This is a genomic window from Paraburkholderia sediminicola, from assembly GCF_046030555.1.
Taxonomy (GTDB): domain Bacteria; phylum Pseudomonadota; class Gammaproteobacteria; order Burkholderiales; family Burkholderiaceae; genus Paraburkholderia; species Paraburkholderia sediminicola_E.
Genome location: NZ_JAQQCH010000024.1, coordinates 21,280 through 39,660, shown reverse-complemented (window position 1 = coordinate 39,660; position 18,381 = coordinate 21,280). Strand labels below are relative to the sequence as shown.

Sequence of the window (18,381 nt, the reverse complement as noted above, 5' to 3'; positions counted from 1 at the left end):
TTGCAGCATCGCACATGGACGCGGCGCGCGCCATTAGCCGATTGGCTGAATGGTGGTGTCGGCGGCCTTACCGGATGATGGAGTCGTCGTGTTCTACAGGCGGCTCATCACCGGTCACCCATGCAAGCTTCTTTTCAACGCGCGGCGTCGTTGCCGCCTGTCGCCGTCGATAGCGAAAGCGCAGCCAAACCTAGGCGCAACGCCTTCACGGCCGACGCCAGTGGCAGTGCCAACCTCAACTCGAGTCTCTCCGATTCCGATAACGCGCCTGCCGTACGCCTGCTGACGGACACGTTGCAGGAGGCAACCCGCCGCAATGCGTCGGACCTGCACATCGAACCGGCGGAGCATGGCTGGCGCGTGCGTTTGCGCATCGACGGCGTACTGCATGAAATCCCTCAGCCCCCGGCACATCTGCGCGACGCGTTCATTACGCGCGTGAAGGTGCTGGCGCGCATGGATATCGCCGAACGGCGCGTGCCGCAGGACGGCCGGCTGCGTATTGCCACGTCGCCCGGCCGCGTCGAAGACTATCGCGTCAACTCGCTGCCTACACTGTTCGGCGAAAAGCTGGTATTGCGCAGGCTGGACGCATTACCCACCGATCTCTCACTCGACTCGCTCGGCCTCGATCCTCGACAACGTGAAGCAGTCGACGCCGCGATTCGCGCGCCGCACGGCCTGGTGCTCGTCACCGGCCCCACCGGTAGCGGCAAGACACTGTCGCTGTATTGCTTCTTGCACATGCTCAACGACGAGGCGCGCAATCTGTGCTCAGTGGAGGATCCGGCGGAAATTCAATTGGCGGGTATCAATCAGGTTAGCGTGCGCGAAAAAGCCGGCCTGACATTCGCGGTCGCGCTGCGTGCGTTTCTCCGCCAGGACCCCGATGTGATCATGGTTGGCGAAATCCGCGACGACGAAACTGCCGATGTTGCCGTGAAAGCCGCGCAGACGGGCCACCTCGTCCTGTCGACCTTGCACACGAACGACGCGCCGGCCGCCGTCGCGCGCCTGATCGACATCGGCGTCGAGCCATACAACCTGACCGCCGCGCTAAGGATGGTGACGGCACAACGGCTCGTTCGGCGGCTTTGCGTAGCGTGTCGCGCACCTGCGCCCCAATCTGCGGCGGCGCTGCGAGCAGCGGGCTTCGCCGCCGATCAGCTCGATGGCTGGCAACCATTCGGCGCAGCCGGTTGTGCAGCTTGCCACGGTATCGGCTACCGGGGCCGGATCGGGGTTCACCAGGTGATGCCAGTCTCCGATGCAATGCGCGAGCTGATCGTGGCGCGCGCAGGCACCCATGAACTGGCTCGGCTCGCACAAACTGAACAGGTCGCCACCTTGCGCGACGCAGCCTTGGTGCGAGTGCGCGACGGCACGACAAGCCTCGCCGAAGCGCTGGCCGCCACCGAGGTCGCATGAGCATCGCGACGAGTCATCCACTGCCAGCGGCCGAGATGCGCTTCAAATGGCACGGCGTCGATAGTGACGGCATACGAAAAGCCGGCACCCTCATTGCACCGGACGTAAGCACCGCGCGAGCCATGCTCAAGCGCGACAAGCTATTCATTGTCGAACTCACGGCACGTGGGCCGGCGCCGCGCCCCCAAACCCGCACCACCGACGTCACTGTGTTCACCCGCCAACTCGCCAGTCTGCTACGCGCTGGTTTGCCGCTCGCGCCTTCGCTGGAACTGCTGGCGCAAGCGCAGAGTTCGCGCCGGCGAGGCATGCCGCGGATCGTCGGCACACTGGCACGCGATATCACGGGCGGCCTGCGTTTTTCGGCAGCGTTGCAGCGGCATCCTGCGCAGTTCAACGCGCTCTTTTGCCAACTTGTCGAAGTCGGCGAAGCGGCAGGCGCGCTGGCGGCCATCCTCGCCCGCATCGCCGACGACCGCGAACGCGCCGCCGCGCAGCACGCCAAGGTCCGCGCAGCGCTGACCTATCCGGTCGCGATCCTGTTGCTTGCCATCGCAATCACCGCGGCGTTGCTGGTGTGGGTCGTACCGACCTTCAAGCAGATCTTCGACGGCTTCGGCGCGAAACTACCTGCGCCCACGCAGTTCGTGCTGGCTTTGTCGGCGGGCGCCGCACGTTGGAGCATTCCTCTGGTCGTCATGATTTTCGCAGCGGGCTCGGCTATGACGTTTCTGCAACGACGTTCCGAAGCGGCACGCATCCGGTTCGCGCGCTTATCGCTGACAATGCCGGTCGCCGGTCCGTTGCTGCGCACCTTGTGTGCGGCGCGCTGGAGCCGCGCGCTCGGCACCTTGCTGTCGGCCGGCACACCGCTCGCTGACGCGTTCGATTCATTGACTCACGCTACCGGCAACGCTTTCTTCGATCGCGCCACCGTGGAGATTGCCGCCCGGCTGCGGCGCGGCGAACGGCTCGCCGCAGCCATGCGCGCGGCGCACTGCTTTCCGCCGGAGGTCGTGCAGCCGGTTGCGGTTGCCGAGGAGTCCGGAGCACTCGACACGATGCTGATCGATGTAGCCTCGCTCGCCGATCGTCAGGTAGACGAAAAGATCGGCACGCTCTCGAGCCTGTGCGAGCCGCTTGTCATTATCGTGCTGGGCACGCTGGTCGGCGGGCTGGTGATCGCGATGTATCTTCCCATTATTCAACTCGGCAACGTGGTGTAGCATCGCAGCCGAATCCCACCCTTTATATATGCCGGCCACCATTCCGCTCGTGTCAGATACTTCTTCCAGCCTGCTTTCGGGCTTGCTGCCCGGCCACTTCGCGACCAGTCTGGGCCTCGCGTTTGGCAGCTTGCCCAGCGGCCTGCAGACCGCATTCGTGGTCGTATTCGGTCTGGTGATCGGCAGCTTCCTGAACGTGGTCGTGCACCGGGTGCCGATCATGCTGGAACGTGCGTGGCGCGAGGAAGTCAGCGAAGCCACCGAAGAACCGCTCGAAAACGACGGCTTGCCCGCCCGCTACAACCTCTGGGCGCCGCGCAGCGCGTGTCCTCACTGTGGCCATGTGCTCAACGCGTGGGAGAACTTGCCGGTGCTGAGCTATCTGCTGTTGCGCGGGCGCTGCTCAGCATGCAAGACGCGCATAAGCCTGCGCTATCCGCTGCTCGAAATCGCCTGCGCCGGCTTTGCGACAGGGGCACTCGCGCTGTACGGACCGACCGGCATGGCATTCGCCGCCTTCGGCCTATGCGCCGCACTGCTTGCAATGAGCGCGATCGACATCGACACCCATCTTCTGCCTGACTCGATGACACTGCCGCTTTTGTGGGCCGGCCTCATCGTCAACTTCAATGGCATGTTCGCGAGTCTCCACGATGCGGTGCTGGGCGCGATCTTCGGCTATCTGGTGCTGTGGGCCGTGCATTGGCTGTTCCGGCTCGTGCGTGGCGTCGAAGGTATGGGTTATGGTGACTTCAAACTGCTGGCAGCGCTTGGCGCGTGGCTCGGCTGGGCAGCGCTGCCGCAGATCGTGTTGATCGCGGCAGTCGCCGGCGCGGTGGTCGGTCTCGCTGCGACGTGGCGCGGCCGCATGCGCTTCGAAGAGCCGCTGCCGTTCGGGCCGTTTCTCGCAGCGGGCGGTGCTGTTACGCTATTTCTCGGCACACCGCTTTATCTGGCGTTGGGAGGCTGAAGCATGTTTGCAGTGGGATTGACCGGCGGCATCGGCAGCGGCAAATCGACCGTGGCCGACCTGTTCGCCGCGCACGGCGTGCCGCTTGTCGACACGGACCTGATCGCACACCGCATTACGGCGCCGCACGGCATTGCGATGCCGCAGATCGCCGCGGAGTTCGGCGCTTCATTCGTTGCGGCGGATGGCTCGCTCGACCGCACGCGCATGCGCACGCTGGTGTTCAGCGACGACGGCGCGCGCAAGCACCTTGAAGGCATCACGCATCCGTTGATTCGTGCTGAGACCGAACGCGAACAGCGTGAGGCGCAAGGGCCGTACGTGATCGTGGTGGTACCACTACTGGTGGAGTCGGGTAGCTGGAAGACTCGCGTGAATCGTGTCCTGACGGTCGATTGCAGCGTCGAGACGCAAATCTCGCGCGTGATGAGTCGCAATGGGTTCAGTCGCGAACAGGTGCTGGCAATCATCGCCCGCCAGGCAACGCGCGAAGCACGCCTCGCCGCGGCCGACGACGTGATCGACAACGACAACGCTCCGCTCGATGCACTCAAGGCGCACGTCGATACACAGCATCGCGTCTATCTGTCTCTAGCGGGCGCGTGAGAATACACGGAACGTGGTTTGCTGAGCGGCATCGCCGATGAGCGTTCGATGAGACAGCCGGACCCGACACATGAGCGCCATGTAAGCACCGCGTATCGGCACCGTATAGGTACCGCACGAACGGTACATGCACCCAGCGCACCGCGTCTCTTGCCCATCCGTTGAACTTTGCCGCCGCACGCGAGCCGAAGCATGCAGAAAACCGCCCGAAACACGTGAAAAAAGTTGTGGAAGCGTGCGGAAAAAGTGCGTGATTGCTAGGGTAGTCTCACGGCATTAGAATGTTCTGCATTCCCGTCACCGACCACGCCCGAGGCGAGCCCGCTTGATCCTTTACGAGTATCCCTTCAACGAGCGAATCCGGACGCTATTGCGCCTCGAAGATCTGTTCGAGCGCTTCACGTTCTTTCTGACCCAGGAAGACGCCAGGGAACATCACGTCGCACTGACCACGTTGTTCGAAATCTCAGACGTTGCCGGTCGCGCGGATCTGAAGTCCGATCTGATGAAGGAACTCGAACGCCAACGGCAAACTCTGGCGCCGTTCCGGGGCAATCCGGGCATCGAGCAGAACGCGCTGGAGGCGGTGCTGGGAGAAATCGAGCAGACCTTGTCCGGACTTTCACAGATGCAAGGCAAAACCGGCCAGCATCTGGCAGACAACGAGTGGCTTGCCAGCATCCGCAGCCGCGCGATCATCCCGGGTGGCACCTGCAAGTTTGATTTGCCTTCGTACTACGCGTGGCAGCAGATTCATCCCGATCAGCGCCGTCAGGACATCGCCAAATGGGTCACTCCGCTGCTGCCCTTGCGCGATGCGGCAACAATTGTGCTGCGCCTCGCGCGCGAATCCGGTCAGGCGTCCAAGGTCATGGCGATGCAGGGCAGCTATCAACAGATGCTGTCAGGCCGTTCATACCAGTTGATGCAGGTACGGGTGACGCCTGAATTGCGGGTGATTCCAGAAGCCAGCGCTAACAAATACATGCTCTGGGTACGGTTCACGGTGCAGGACGGCGATCTGCGTCCGCGCGCGGTGGATGTCGACGTGCCGTTCCAGCTTACGCTTTGCAGCCTGTAAGCCAGCCTTTAACGACCGCCCCATAGAGCCGAATCGCGGGGCCACGCCTTTAAATCGGCGAAAAATGCCCCTATATTCATTACTTGTTCCGTTTCCGATTAACTGCCTGACCGTATGCCTACCGTCAAATGCCCCACCTGTGGGAAGGATGTCCGCTGGACCCCTGAAAACCGCTTCCGCCCGTTCTGCTCAGATCGTTGTAAGCAGATCGACCTCGGCGCCTGGGCCAATGAGAAGTACAAGATAGGCGGTACGGAGGAAGAAACGCCGTCGGATGAGTCGCCTGGTGAGGACTACAACCCGCACTGAGCACCACAGGCTGCAGTCGCGCGGGGCGACGCTGCTCTCGTAGCGCCGCTGCAACCGAGCGCTATTTTTCTAGTTTTTCAGCAGCGAGCCATTCCAGCACGGGAATCGTCGCCGGCAAAAGCGGTGAGACATCAGCCGGCAGCATCTGCCAGACAAATGCCTGGCCTTCGCGGCCGTGCGGCTCGCCGATCCACTCTGTCACCTTGCAGAAGAACAGCCGCACGTAGGCGTGCGGGTAGTCGTGTTCGAGCGTGTGCCAAAGATGGCTCGCCTTAACGTCGATACCCAGTTCCTCGTGCAGCTCGCGGGCTAGTGCGGCCTCGACTGACTCGCCCGTCTCGAGCTTGCCGCCCGGAAACTCCCAGTAGCCTTCGTACGGCTTGCCTGCCGGGCGCTGCGCCAGCAGATAACGTCCATCCGGCTGAATCAGCACGCCCACGGCGACTTCAGTCACCGGGCGGCCGGCTGCGTTCTTCTGCGCGTCACTCATACCGGGGTCTTCCGACCAGACCAGTCGCGAGCGAATTGCCATGCGACACGCCCGGAACGCGAGCCGCGCTCCAGTGCCCACACCAGCGCATCGCCGCGCGCCGCTTCGACTTCTGCGTCGTCGCAGCCGAAATGGCGCAGCCAGTGGCCAATGATCGACAGGTAATCGTCCTGCTTGAACGGGTAGAAGCTGACCCAAAGCCCGAAGCGCTCGGACAGTGAGATCTTTTCTTCAACCAGTTCACCCGGATGAATCTCGCCGTCGGATGTGTGCTTGTACGTCTCGTTGTCGCTCATGTACTCCGGCAACAGATGGCGGCGGTTGGACGTTGCATAGATCAGTACGTTGTCCGACTGCGCAGCGATCGAGCCGTCCAGCGCGACCTTCAGCGCTTTGTAGCCCGACTCGCCGTCTTCGAACGACAGGTCGTCACAGAACACCACGAAGCGTTCCGGCCGCTGCGCGATCAGATCGACGATGTCACCGAGATCGTGCAAATCGTCTTTATCCACTTCGATCAGGCGCAGGCCGCCTTTCGCGTAGGCGTTCAGGCAAGCTTTGATCAGCGACGACTTGCCGGTGCCGCGCGCGCCCGTCAGCAGTACGTTATTGGCCGGCTGCTTGTTCACGAACTGACGGGTGTTCTGCTCGATCAGGCCTTTCTGGCGATCGATGTTTTGCAGGTCGTCGAGCGTGATCGACGAGATAGCGGGAACCGGCTGCAGGTAACCGCGCCCCTGGCGCTTGCGCCAGCGGAAAGCAACCGCTGCCGACCAGTCGATCTCCGGTGCAGCGGGCGGAAGCATTGCTTCGAGGCGGACGAGCACGGCTTCGGCCCGGGTCAGAAACTGTTCGAGTTTGTCCATGGCTGTGAGGTAAGCGGCCGGACGCCGCGTAAAAAACCTAATGAGGAACCTGGTTACGAACGATAGTCGGCGTTGATGCTCACGTAGTCGTGCGACAGATCGCAAGTCCAGATCGTGGCTTGCGCATTGCCGCGGCCGAGTACGACGCGAATGCCGATCTCGCTCTTTTTCATGACGCGCTGGCCGTCTTCCTCACGGTAGGCCGGATTGCGGCCGCCAGCAGTGGCGACCAGCACGTCGTCCAGATACAGATCGATCTTGCCGACGTCGAGATCGTCCACGCCGGCATAGCCGATGGCCGCGAGAATGCGGCCGAGATTCGGATCCGATGCATAGAAGGCCGTCTTCACGAGCGGCGAATGGCCGATCGCGTACGCGATCTGGCGGCATTCGCCGACGCTCGAGCCGCCTTCGACATGCACGGTCATGAATTTGGTCGCACCTTCGCCGTCGCGCACGATCAGTTGGGCGAGGGTTTGGGCGACTTCGGTCACCGCGTCGCGCAACGCTGCATAAGCGGGCGAGTCGGTGGACGTGATCGCTGGCAGGCTCGATTTGCCCGAGGCGATCAGGATGAAAGAATCATTGGTCGACGTATCGCCGTCGATCGTGATGCAGTTGAACGAGCGGTCCGCCACGTGCTTGACCAGTGCGTCGAGCACCGGTTGCGCGACGGCAGCGTCGAACGCGAGGAAGCCGAGCATGGTCGCCATGTTCGGCTTGATCATGCCGGCGCCCTTGCTGATGCCGGTGAGCGTGACGGTGTGGCCGTCGATTGTGACCTGGCGCGAGGTGGCTTTCGGCAGCGTGTCCGTGGTCATGATCGCCTGGGCGGCGTCGTACCAGTTGGCTTCCTTGCGGTTCGCCAGTGCGGCCGGCAGGCCTGCCTTCAAACGATCGACCGGCAACGGCTCCAGAATCACGCCCGTCGAGAACGGCAGAACCTGCTCCGGCGTGATATCTGCGAGACGCGCGAGTTCGGCGCACGTTTCGCGCGCAGCCACGAGGCCCGGTTCGCCCGTGCCCGCGTTCGCATTACCGGTGTTGATCACCAGCGCGCGAATCGGCTTGCCGCCGGCGCGCACGCGCTCCAGATTCTCGCGGCACACCGTCACGGGTGCGGCGCAGAAACGGTTCTGCGTAAACACGCCACCTACCGTCGCGCCTTCGCCGACGGAAATGACCAGCACGTCCTTGCGGTTCGGCTTGCGGATATTCGCCTCCGCCCAGCCCAGCGTGACGCCGGCGATGGGGTGGAGTTGAGCGGGATCGATCGAAGGGAAATTGACAGCCATGGTCGCGACCTGTCGAAGAAAATGCCGGCAGGCGCCGGCATCGAGGAATCGAAAACTGATGGCTCGGGCGTGTTGCCGAACCACCGCGAAATCACCAGCAAACCACCGCGTAAAACGAAACGGCGCGCTTCGAGCGCGCCGCTTTCGGCATTACGCGATCTTGCCGTGGCACTGCTTGTACTTCTTGCCGCTGCCGCACGGGCACGGGTCGTTGCGGCCGACCTTCGGCACGTTATCCGCGCTCAGGTCCGACGCGAGGGCTTGCGAGGCGCCGTGGCTCATCGCGTCGCCGATCATTGCGGCTGTAGCAGCTTCCGCGGCGGCAGGCGCTGCTGCTGCCGCTTCGGCGAATTCGGCATGGTTGAACTCGACATTTTCGAGGTGGCTGCCCTGCTCTTCGTACTGCTCGGCGGCCTGTTCCAGCTGTTCCGGCGACTGGATCTGCACGTTCATCACCACACGGGTGACTTCGAGCTTCACGGCGTCGAGCATCGCAGCGAACAGTTCGAACGCCTCGCGCTTGTATTCCTGCTTCGGATTCTTCTGCGCGTAACCGCGCAGATGGATACCCTGACGCAGGTGATCGAGCGCGGCCAGATGTTCACGCCAGCTGCGGTCCAGCGTTTGCAGCATGATTGAGCGTTCGAACGCGCTGAATGATTCGCGACCGACCTGCTCGACCTTCGATTCATACGCTTCGTCTGCAGCGGCTTCGACAGCTTCGAGAATCTCGTCCACGCTGATCGTGTTCGACTCGTTGATCATTTCCTGGATCGCGAGGTCGAGCTGCCATTCGTTGCGCAGCACTTCTTCCAGCTCGGGCACATCCCACTGTTCTTCGATGCTGCCGGCCGGCACGAACTGATGAACGATATCGGCGATCACGCCATGACGCATGGCGCCGATGGTCTCGGTGATGTCGTTCGCTTCGAGCAATTCATTGCGCTGCTGGTAGATCACCTTGCGCTGATCGTTCGACACATCGTCGTATTCGAGCAATTGCTTGCGAACGTCGAAGTTGCGCGCTTCAACCTTGCGCTGCGCCGATTCGATCGAACGCGACACGATGCCCGCTTCGATCGCCTCGCCTTCCGGCATCTTCAGGCGGTCCATGATGGCGCGCACGCGATCGCCCGCGAAAATGCGCAGCAGCGGATCTTCCAGCGACAGATAGAAGCGTGACGAACCCGGGTCGCCCTGCCGACCGGCACGGCCGCGCAGCTGGTTATCGATCCGCCGCGATTCGTGACGTTCGGTACCGATGATGTGCAGACCACCCGCGGCCTTCACCTGATCGTGCAGTGCTTGCCATTCGTCGTGCAGCTTCTGAATACGAGTCTGCTTTTCCGCGTCGGAAAGCGTTTCATCCAACTCGAGGAACGACGCCTGCTTTTCGGCGTTGCCGCCGAGCACGATGTCGGTACCGCGACCGGCCATGTTCGTGGCAATCGTGACACGCTTCGGACGGCCCGCTTCGGCGACGATCTCAGCTTCACGCGCATGCTGCTTGGCGTTCAGCACTTCGTGCGGCAACCCGGCCTGCTTCAGCAGGTGCGACAGCAATTCCGAGTTTTCGATCGACGTCGTACCGACCAGCACCGGCTGACCACGTTCGTAGCAATCGCGGATGTCGCGGATCACCGCGTCGTAGCGTTCCTTCGCGGTCTTGTAGATCTGATCCTGCTTGTCGATCCGCTTCGGCGGACGGTTGGTCGGGATCACGACCGTTTCGAGACCGTAGATCTCGTTGAATTCGTACGCTTCGGTATCGGCCGTACCGGTCATGCCGGACAGCTTCGCGTACATACGGAAGTAGTTCTGGAACGTGATCGACGCGAGCGTCTGGTTCTCGCTCTGGATCTTGACGTGTTCCTTCGCTTCAACGGCCTGGTGCAAGCCGTCCGACCAGCGGCGGCCTGACATCAGACGGCCGGTGAATTCGTCGACGATCACGACTTCGCCGTTCTGCACGACGTAGTGCTGATCCTTGAAGAACAGCGTGTGCGCGCGCAATGCGGCGTACACGTGGTGCATCAGCGTGATGTTCTGCGGCGCGTACAGGCTTTCGCCCTCGCCGATCAGGCCCCACTCGGAGAGCAGGCGCTCGGCCTTTTCGTGGCCTGATTCCGTCAGGAAGACCTGGCGGCCTTTCTCGTCCAGCGTGTAGTCGCCCGCCTTTTCGACGCCGGTGCCGTCCGCTTTCTCTTCACCGATCTGACGTTCGAGCAGCGGCGGCAGCGCATTCATGCGCACGTAGAGTTCGGTGTGGTCTTCGGCCTGGCCGGAGATGATCAGCGGCGTGCGGGCTTCGTCGATCAGGATCGAGTCGACCTCGTCGACCACCGCGAAATTCAGGGCTCGCTGCACGCGCGCGTCGGTCTCGTAGACCATGTTGTCGCGCAGGTAGTCGAAGCCGAATTCGTTGTTGGTGCCGTAGGTAATGTCAGCGGCGTACGCTTCCTGCTTCGCGCCATGATCCATCTGCGACAGGTTGATGCCGACCGACAGACCGAGGAAGTTGTACAGACGCGCCATCCATTCGGCGTCGCGCTGGGCAAGATAGTCGTTGACCGTGACGACGTGCACGCCGCGACCGGACAGCGCATTCAGGTACACCGGCAGCGTGGCGACGAGCGTCTTGCCTTCGCCGGTGCGCATTTCGCCGATCTTGCCGTAGTGCAGGACCATGCCGCCGATCAGCTGCACGTCGAAGTGGCGCATTTTCAGCGTCCGCTTGCTGGCCTCGCGGCACACCGCGAAAGCCTCCGGCAGGAGCTTGTCGAGCGACTCGCCACTCGCAACGCGCTGGCGGAATTCACCCGTTTTGGCGCGCAATTGGTCGTCCGTCAATTGCTCGATCTGCGGCTCGAGCGCATTGATCGCCGTGACGGTCTTTTGATATTGCTTGACTAGCCGCTGGTTGCGGCTGCCAAAAATCTTCTGTAGAAAACCGGTGGTCATCGGATCGGTGTCTGCGTCGCGGCTTCGGCTGGTTCGCTCCGTGCGGTTCATGCACGTGCGCTCCGGGGTCGGAAGGGCCTCGGCGGCTTAGTCCAAGAGTGAATTCGAATCGGGCATTTTAGCACGCGGCCCCGCCCGCGCCTGTGTCAGCGGTGCGACGGCGGCAAGGCACAGAAAGCCCACCGTAGCGACCTCCGACGGTACGCATTGAGGCGGGTCCGCGTGCATCCCGCGCGGTACAATCGCGGCGTGAACGCGCATAGGGTGCGGACGCGCCGTTACGACTAAACATGAGCCGTTTTCCGTCCTTTTCAAGGCCGCCGCCCAAGCAGTTCAAAGCGCGCCGCCCGCAGCCCGTCGCCGAAGTGCTGAATCGCACTGACGCGTTCGTGGCTCTGCGCGCGGGCGTCGAGCAGATTGCGGCGCTCGAAAAGGATCTGCGCGAGCTGTTGCCGGATTATCTGGCCACGAGCGTGGAGCCGAGCTTCATCAAGGAAGGCGTGCTGGCCCTGTTTGCCGCGCACAACGCCTTGGCGGCGCGCCTGCGCCAGATCGAACCGCGACTGCTGTCGGACCTGCAGCAGCGCGGCTGGCCGGTCAATGCGCTGCGGATTCGCGTACGGCCACAGCCCCTGAAGGAGCCGCCGCCGGTCAAGCAGGCACGCATGACGCCGGTCGGCGCGGATGCTCTGCGAGCGCTCTCCGAATCGCTCGCGCCCTCGCCGCTGCAGGAAGCGTTGGCGAAAATGGCAGCGCGGCATCGGAGAAATCGCTGAACAAAAAATAAGCGGCCCAGATGGGCCGCTTATTTTTCATCCATTCGCTTCGGAAATTTCATCCGAAGGCGCTGCGCTGGGCACTGCGCCGATTACGCAAACGCCGTCTGCGTTTCGTACGCAAAGCCGCGCGGTGCCTTCTGCGTGTCGTCGAACGTGACGATTTCGTACGAATCCTCATGTGCCAGCAACTCGCGCAGCAGCGCGTTGTTCAGACCGTGGCCCGACTTGTACGCCGTGTACGAAGCCAGCAACGGATGACCGACCACGTACAGATCGCCGATCGCGTCGAGCATCTTGTGCTTCACGAATTCGTCGTCGTAACGAAGGCCGTCGTTGTTCAGAATGCGGTATTCGTCCAGCACGATGGCGTTATCCATGCTGCCGCCGCGTGCCAAACCGAGTTCGCGCATCATTTCCACTTCATGCGCAAAGCCGAACGTACGCGCACGAGCGATTTCCCGCACATACGACGTATGGGCAAAATCCACTTCCAGCGCCTGGCCGGTTTTATCCACAGCCGGGTGACGGAAATCGATGGTGAATTTCAGCTTGAAACCAAAATACGGATCGAGACGCGCGAATTTATCGCCGTCGCGAATTTCCACAGGCTTGGTGACCTTGATAAATTTCTTCGCCGCGTTCTGCTCTTCAATACCGGCCGACTGGATCAGAAACACGAACGAACCAGCACTGCCGTCCATGATCGGAATTTCTTCAGCGGTAACGTCGATATAGAGATTATCGATGCCGAGGCCTGCGCATGCGGACATCAAATGCTCAATGGTCGACACGCGCGCGCCGTCTTTCTGCAACACGGAAGCCAGACGCGTATCGCCAATCGCCAACGCGGACGCAGGAATATCCACCGGCGTGGCCAAATCCACGCGCGAAAACACGATGCCCGTGTCCGGTCCCGCCGGGCGGAGCGTCAAGTCGACTTTGCGGCCGGAGTGCAGGCCGATGCCGACTGTCTTGACGATTGATTTGATAGTGCGCTGCTTCAACATGGTGATCTTCTATTCGATTGAAAATCCCAATCGGGACTTTTTATTCCATAGCGCGAAGTATACTCCAATACCCTAAGGAGCGTCTTTGCGCGGAACGTATCAATCTGTTTCGCGGCATTACCCAATGGGCGCCCGTCAGGGAAAGCGTGACGGGCCGATGTCCGGAACGGAGGCGTTTCCGGTCATCGGCCCGCGTAACGGCCTGTCACAAAAGCGTCTTGTGCGCCGTTGCCCTGATACAACGCGGTAGCCGCGCAGCTTCGAGGCGAAGGGCCCAAACGCCATCGTAACTAGCTCAACGTAGCGAGAATACTCCCTGCATCGCTCACTTCGAATTTGCCGGCAGCCTCGACGTTCAACGTCTTGACCACGCCGTCGTCGACAACCATCGCGTAGCGCTGGGAACGGATTCCCATGCCGCGCGCCGACAAATCCTGCTCGAGACCAAGCGCCCGCGTGAAAGCCGCACTGCCGTCCGCCATCATGCGCACCTTGCCCGAGGCGTGCTGATCGCGTCCCCACGCGCCCATTACGAACGCGTCGTTGACGGACACGCACCAGATCTCGTCGACGCCAAGAGCGCGCAACTGCTCGGCGTGCTCGACGTAACCCGGCACATGTTTGGCCGAACAGGTCGGCGTGAACGCGCCCGGCAATCCGAAGATCACCACGCGCTTGCCTGCCGTCTGCTCGTACACGTTGAAGCTGTTAGGCCCCAGCGTGCAGCCCGCTCGCGCGTCTTCGACGAACTCGAAGAGCGTCGCGTCGGGCAGCTTTTCACCTGTCTGAATCATGCTCAGTCCTTTGCATCGATGCGAAGCACGCTCGCACGTTGTCGTGTCGCAGTGAATTCAGCGTCTGCCTGACTACCGGCTCCGCCATTCGGCGACAGTCGCCCCATCCGCTTCGCGAATCCGAAGAGGGCACTTGTCCTTGCCGCGAATCAGACGATACGCGGCTTGTTCGCCGTTCACCCGCCACGCTCGTGCATTCGTCCGCCAGCGCTACTAAAACAGCGCGGCAACGAAAGCCTGCTCGTGCGCTCAGTCCGCCTGCTTGCGCAGGAATGCCGGAATATCGTACGTGTCGACGCCCTTTTCCTGCAGCGCCTGCACGTGCGAAGCTGCCGTATCGCGCGACGTGCGCCACACAGCCGGCGTATCCAGCGCGCCGTAATCAGCCGTGCTTGCATGCGACGACGACGGTGTGTAGGCAGCGTGCGTGCCGATCGGCTGGTTGTCAGTGCCGGTGCGCAGCAGCGTCATCGGTGCCGATTGCTGCTTCTTCGCCGCACGGCCCAGACCCGTTGCCACGACCGTCACACGCAGTGCATCGCCCATTGCATCGTCGTACACCGCGCCGAAGATCACCGTTGCGTCTTCTGCAGCATAGCTCTTGATGGTGTTCATCACTTCGCGCGTTTCCGACAGACGCAGCGAACGGCTCGACGTGATGTTGACCAGCACGCCACGCGCGCCCGACAGATCCACCCCTTCCAGCAGCGGGCTGGCCACAGCCTGCTCAGCAGCCAGACGTGCGCGATCGACACCGGCAACCGTCGCCGTGCCCATCATTGCCTTGCCCTGCTCGCCCATCACCGTCTTCACGTCTTCAAAGTCGACGTTCACCAGACCGTCAACATTGATTATTTCCGCGATGCCGGCAACTGCGTTGTTCAGAACGTCGTCTGCGCACTGGAAGCACTTGTCCATCTCGGCGTCATCGCCCATCACCTCGAACAGCTTGTCGTTCAGAACGACGATCAGCGAGTCGACGTGATCCTCCAGTTGCTGCGAACCCGCTTCTGCCACACGCATGCGCTTGCCGCCTTCGAATTCGAACGGCTTGCTGACCACGCCAACGGTCAAGATACCCATTTCCTTGGCGATCTGCGCGACCACCGGTGCTGCCCCCGTACCCGTGCCGCCACCCATGCCTGCAGTGATGAACACCATGTGCGCGCCGCGCAGTGCGTCTGCGATGCGCTCACGTGCTTCTTCTGCTGCGGCGCGGCCCATTTCCGGCTTGGCGCCAGCGCCCAGCCCCGTGTTGCCGAGCTGGATCACCGCGGAAGCGCGCGAACGCGACAGAGCCTGCGCGTCCGTGTTCATCACGATGAAGTCGACGCCTTGCACGCCTTTGTTGATCATGTGCTGAACGGCATTGCCGCCAGCGCCACCGACTCCGATCACCTTGATGATGGTGCCGTTCGTTTCGGTTTCCAGCATCTGGAATTCCATGTTGCCTCCGTCAAGATAAAAAATTGCAGCCACTTCGGCCGTTATTCGGCAGGAGATCGGGCAACCTCCTGTCGCGCGCCAGCCGCCGGCACCAGCGCGTGTTTACGTAAAACCGTTCAAAACTCGAATTCGTCAGAAGTTGCCGAGGAACCAGTCTTTCATTCGTGTGAAGACCTGCCCCATCGACCCCGACTGCACCGCGACCTTGCGGCCGCGCATTCGTTGCGAGCGCCCTTCGACGAGCAGACCCATCGCCGTCGAGTAGCGCGGGTTCCGCACTACGTCAGCGAGACCGCCCGCGTATTCCGGCACACCAATGCGCACCGGCTTCAGGAAAATATCCTCGCCGAGTTCGACCATGCCGAGCATCATCGACGCGCCGCCGGTCAGCACCACGCCGGAGCTCAGCAATTCCTCGTAACCCGACTCGCGCACGACTTGCTGCACGAGCGAAAACAGTTCTTCGACACGCGGCTCGACCACCGCCGCCAGCGCCTGGCGCGACAGCGTGCGCGGACCGCGCTCGCCGAGACCCGGCACTTCGATCATTTCGTCCGGATCGGCGAGAGCCTGCTTCGCAATACCGTAGTCGACCTTGATGTCTTCCGCGTCCGGCGTCGGCGTGCGCAAGGCCATCGCGATGTCGCTCGTGATCTGGTCGCCGGCAATCGGAATCACCGCCGTGTGACGAATCGCGCCTTCGCTGAAAATCGCAATATCAGTCGTGCCGCCGCCGATATCGACCAGCACCACGCCAAGTTCTTTTTCATCTTCCGTCAGCACCGCCAGCGACGAAGCGAGCGGCTGCAGGATCAGATCGTTCACTTCGAGCCCGCAACGGCGCACGCACTTGACGATGTTCTGCGCCGCGCTCACCGCACCGGTGACGATGTGCACCTTCACTTCCAGCCGAATGCCGCTCATGCCGATCGGCTCGCGCACATCTTCCTGACCGTCGATGATGAATTCCTGCGTCAGGATGTGCAGCACCTGCTGATCGGTCGGGATGTTGATCGCCTTCGCCGTCTCGATCACGCGCGCGACGTCGGTCTGCGTGACTTCCTTTTCCTTGATCGCCACCATGCCGCTCGAATTGAAGCTGCGGATATGGCTGCCGGCGATCCCGGTAAACACGTTCGTAATCTTGCAGTCGGCCATCAGCTCGGCTTCTTCGAGCGCGCGCTGAATGGACTGCACGGTGGCTTCGATGTTCACCACTACGCCTTTCTTGAGCCCCTTCGATTCGCTCTGGCCGAGGCCGATCACCTCGTAGTGACCCTCGCCCTTCAGCTCGGCGACGATAGCCACTACCTTCGACGTCCCGATGTCGAGGGCGACCAGCAGATCTTTATAGTCTTTACTCATAGCGTGCTCATTGCGTGTGATGTCCGTTTACTTCTTGCCCTTGTCGGGTTCGCTGATGAAGCGCATGCCAGCGGCACGAATCGCGAAACCGTTCGGATAGCGCAAGTCCGCATACTCAATATCCTTCCCCCAACGTTGCGTCACCGCGTTCCACGCCGCGGTCAGGCGCTTGCTGCGATCCAGCAGCGTGTCCTGATTGCGTTCGCGCCCAAGTTCCACCTGCATTCCGTTCGACAGCTTCACCGTCCACGCGTAACGCGGCGACAGCGTGACTTCATCCGGTGTCGCGCCTAGCGGCGCAAACCACTTCTTGAAGTCGCTATACCGCGCGACGACTTCTTTTGCCGTACCGTCCGGACCGTCGAACGCGGGCAGCTCTTCTTCGAGCTCACCCTGGTTCGCGGTGAACAGTTCGCCGTCCACGCTTACCAACTGATCGCTGCCCCACGTTCCAAGCGGTTTGTACTCCTCGAGCGTGACAGCCAGCGCATTCGGCCAGACCCGCCGCACGCTCGCGTGACGCACCCATGGCATCTGCTCGAACGCCTGCCGCGCGACATCGAGATCCACCGTAAAAAAGTTGCCCTTCAACCTGCCGACTACGCTCGCGCGCACCGTCGGCGAATTGATGTGCTCCGTGTCGCCGTCGATCTGGATTTCGCGCAACGCGAAATTCGGACGCTGGATCAGCCAGTAACCGCCTGCCGCCAGCAGCACGAGCACCAGCAACGCATGCAATGCGTTGGCGGCGAGATTGAGCTGGCGAACGTTGTTCCACATGGTGTTGCTTTCGGGTTACCCCGATTAGTCCTTGGTTAGTCCTTGAGTGTCAGCGCCAACACGCTGACAACCAGTTCCTGATAGCTGATGCCCACCGCACGCGCCGCTTTCGGCGGCAGCGAGTGATCGGTCATCCCAGGCGCCGTGTTGACTTCCAGGAAGTACGGATTGCCATCCGCATCCAGCATGAAATCGGCGCGGCCCCAATCAGTGCAGCCGAGTACGTCGAACGAGCGGCGTGCCAGCACTTTCAGACGGGCCTCTTCGTCGGCCGCCAGACCGCACGGAATCAGGTACTGCGTGTCGTTGGCGATGTACTTCGCGTGGTAGTCATAAAACTCGCCGGCCGGCACGATGCGGATCACCGGCAGATCGAGATCGCCGGCGATACACGCGGTGTATTCGCCGCCGCCTTCAATGCTCTTTTCGACCACGACGATCTTGTCGTATTTGACCGCTTCGAGCAGCGCTGCCGGCAACGCGTCGGCGCTTTTCACCTTGATCACCGCGACGCTCGAGCCTTCGCTCGCCGGCTTCACGAACAACGGCAGGCCGAGCTTCGCGACGATGTCTTTCGCGCGTGCTTCGTAGTCGTCGCCGCGCAGGACGGCCTCGAACGGCGGCGTCGGAATGCCGAGTTGCTGCCACACGAGCTTGGTGCGGAACTTGTCCAGACCGAGCGCCGACCCGAGCACGCCGCTGCCGTTGTACTTGATGCCGTAAAAGTCGAGCGCGCCCTGAATCTGGCCGTTCTCGCCATAGCCACCATGCAGCGCGATGAACGCACGGTCGAAACCTTCTGCCTTCAGCTCGGCGAGCGGACGCTCGGACGGGTCGAAAGGATGGGCATCGATACCGGCGTCGCGTAGCGCTTGCAGCACCAGGCGGCCGGACGTGAGCGACACTTCGCGCTCGGCAGACACACCGCCGAGAAGTACTGCCACCTTGCCGAATCGTTTAGGATCGATGCTGCTCATC

The 18,381-nt window shown here is 62.1% G+C and carries 17 protein-coding genes; 7 read left to right on the top strand and 10 right to left on the bottom strand.

What is annotated here, in order from left to right; all coding sequences use genetic code 11:
- Positions 1-120: 120 nt before the first annotated feature.
- From PQQ52_RS27645 to yacG, 6 genes are all read left to right on the top strand, one after another.
- On the top strand, positions 121-1,428 hold the full coding sequence (locus PQQ52_RS27645) for a GspE/PulE family protein (RefSeq protein ID WP_408218491.1): 1,308 nt from the start codon (positions 121-123) through the stop codon (positions 1,426-1,428).
- Complete coding sequence (locus PQQ52_RS27640; protein ID WP_408218489.1) at positions 1,425-2,654, top strand: type II secretion system F family protein; 1,230 nt, start codon at positions 1,425-1,427, stop codon at positions 2,652-2,654. The genes PQQ52_RS27645 and PQQ52_RS27640 overlap by 4 nt, the downstream gene beginning before the upstream one ends.
- A 28-nt stretch (positions 2,655-2,682) precedes the next feature.
- On the top strand, positions 2,683-3,624 hold the full coding sequence (locus PQQ52_RS27635; RefSeq protein ID WP_408218486.1) for a prepilin peptidase: 942 nt from the start codon (positions 2,683-2,685) through the stop codon (positions 3,622-3,624).
- 3 nt (positions 3,625-3,627) lie between these two features.
- A complete protein-coding gene (coaE, locus tag PQQ52_RS27630) occupies positions 3,628-4,230 on the top strand; it encodes a dephospho-CoA kinase (protein ID WP_408218483.1) in 603 nt (200 codons plus the stop codon).
- Positions 4,231-4,555: 325 nt separating this feature from the next.
- Positions 4,556-5,311, top strand: a complete 756-nt coding sequence (zapD, locus tag PQQ52_RS27625) for a cell division protein ZapD (protein ID WP_325046545.1) — start codon at positions 4,556-4,558, stop codon at positions 5,309-5,311.
- A gap of 114 nt (positions 5,312-5,425) precedes the next feature.
- Complete coding sequence (yacG, locus tag PQQ52_RS27620) at positions 5,426-5,620, top strand: DNA gyrase inhibitor YacG (RefSeq protein ID WP_408218480.1); 195 nt, start codon at positions 5,426-5,428, stop codon at positions 5,618-5,620.
- Between the two features lie 61 nt (positions 5,621-5,681).
- On the opposite strand, the gene PQQ52_RS27615 is transcribed toward yacG, so the two are convergent.
- The 4 genes from PQQ52_RS27615 to secA all read right to left on the bottom strand — a co-directional run bounded on the left by PQQ52_RS27615 (position 5,682) and on the right by secA (position 11,232).
- A complete protein-coding gene (locus PQQ52_RS27615) occupies positions 5,682-6,110 on the bottom strand; it encodes an NUDIX domain-containing protein (RefSeq protein WP_408218477.1) in 429 nt (142 codons plus the stop codon).
- Complete coding sequence (locus tag PQQ52_RS27610; RefSeq protein WP_408218474.1) at positions 6,107-6,976, bottom strand: ATP-binding protein; 870 nt, start codon at positions 6,974-6,976, stop codon at positions 6,107-6,109. Before PQQ52_RS27610 ends, PQQ52_RS27615 begins: the two co-directional genes overlap by 4 nt.
- A 53-nt stretch (positions 6,977-7,029) precedes the next feature.
- On the bottom strand, positions 7,030-8,271 hold the full coding sequence (gene argJ, locus PQQ52_RS27605) for a bifunctional glutamate N-acetyltransferase/amino-acid acetyltransferase ArgJ (RefSeq protein ID WP_408218472.1): 1,242 nt from the start codon (positions 8,269-8,271) through the stop codon (positions 7,030-7,032).
- A 150-nt stretch (positions 8,272-8,421) separates the two neighbouring features.
- Entirely contained in the window at positions 8,422-11,232 is a 2,811-nt protein-coding gene (gene secA, locus PQQ52_RS27600; protein ID WP_408218657.1) for a preprotein translocase subunit SecA, read from the bottom strand.
- Positions 11,233-11,522: 290 nt separating this feature from the next.
- Between secA and PQQ52_RS27595 the strand changes: the two genes are divergently transcribed.
- Positions 11,523-12,008 carry a DciA family protein gene (locus tag PQQ52_RS27595; RefSeq protein WP_408218469.1) on the top strand — a complete coding sequence of 162 codons (486 nt, stop codon included), beginning with the start codon at positions 11,523-11,525 and terminating at the stop codon, positions 12,006-12,008.
- A 92-nt stretch (positions 12,009-12,100) separates the two neighbouring features.
- Here PQQ52_RS27595 and lpxC read toward each other — a convergent pair whose 3' ends face one another.
- The 6 genes from lpxC to PQQ52_RS27565 all read right to left on the bottom strand — a co-directional run bounded on the left by lpxC (position 12,101) and on the right by PQQ52_RS27565 (position 18,380).
- Positions 12,101-13,018, bottom strand: a complete 918-nt coding sequence (gene lpxC / locus PQQ52_RS27590) for a UDP-3-O-acyl-N-acetylglucosamine deacetylase (protein ID WP_408218466.1) — start codon at positions 13,016-13,018, stop codon at positions 12,101-12,103.
- Positions 13,019-13,308: 290 nt separating this feature from the next.
- A complete protein-coding gene (locus PQQ52_RS27585; protein ID WP_408218464.1) occupies positions 13,309-13,812 on the bottom strand; it encodes a peroxiredoxin in 504 nt (167 codons plus the stop codon).
- 249 nt (positions 13,813-14,061) lie between these two features.
- Complete coding sequence (ftsZ, locus tag PQQ52_RS27580; RefSeq protein ID WP_325046553.1) at positions 14,062-15,258, bottom strand: cell division protein FtsZ; 1,197 nt, start codon at positions 15,256-15,258, stop codon at positions 14,062-14,064.
- A 132-nt stretch (positions 15,259-15,390) separates the two neighbouring features.
- A complete protein-coding gene (ftsA, locus tag PQQ52_RS27575) occupies positions 15,391-16,623 on the bottom strand; it encodes a cell division protein FtsA (protein WP_007180311.1) in 1,233 nt (410 codons plus the stop codon).
- Positions 16,624-16,650: 27 nt separating this feature from the next.
- Positions 16,651-17,403 (bottom strand): cell division protein FtsQ/DivIB, encoded by a 753-nt coding sequence (locus tag PQQ52_RS27570; RefSeq protein ID WP_408218461.1) that lies wholly within the window; start codon positions 17,401-17,403, stop codon positions 16,651-16,653.
- A gap of 35 nt (positions 17,404-17,438) precedes the next feature.
- Positions 17,439-18,380, bottom strand: coding sequence for a D-alanine--D-alanine ligase (locus tag PQQ52_RS27565; protein ID WP_408218458.1), 942 nt, complete (start codon positions 18,378-18,380; stop codon positions 17,439-17,441).
- Position 18,381: the final 1 nt, after the last annotated feature.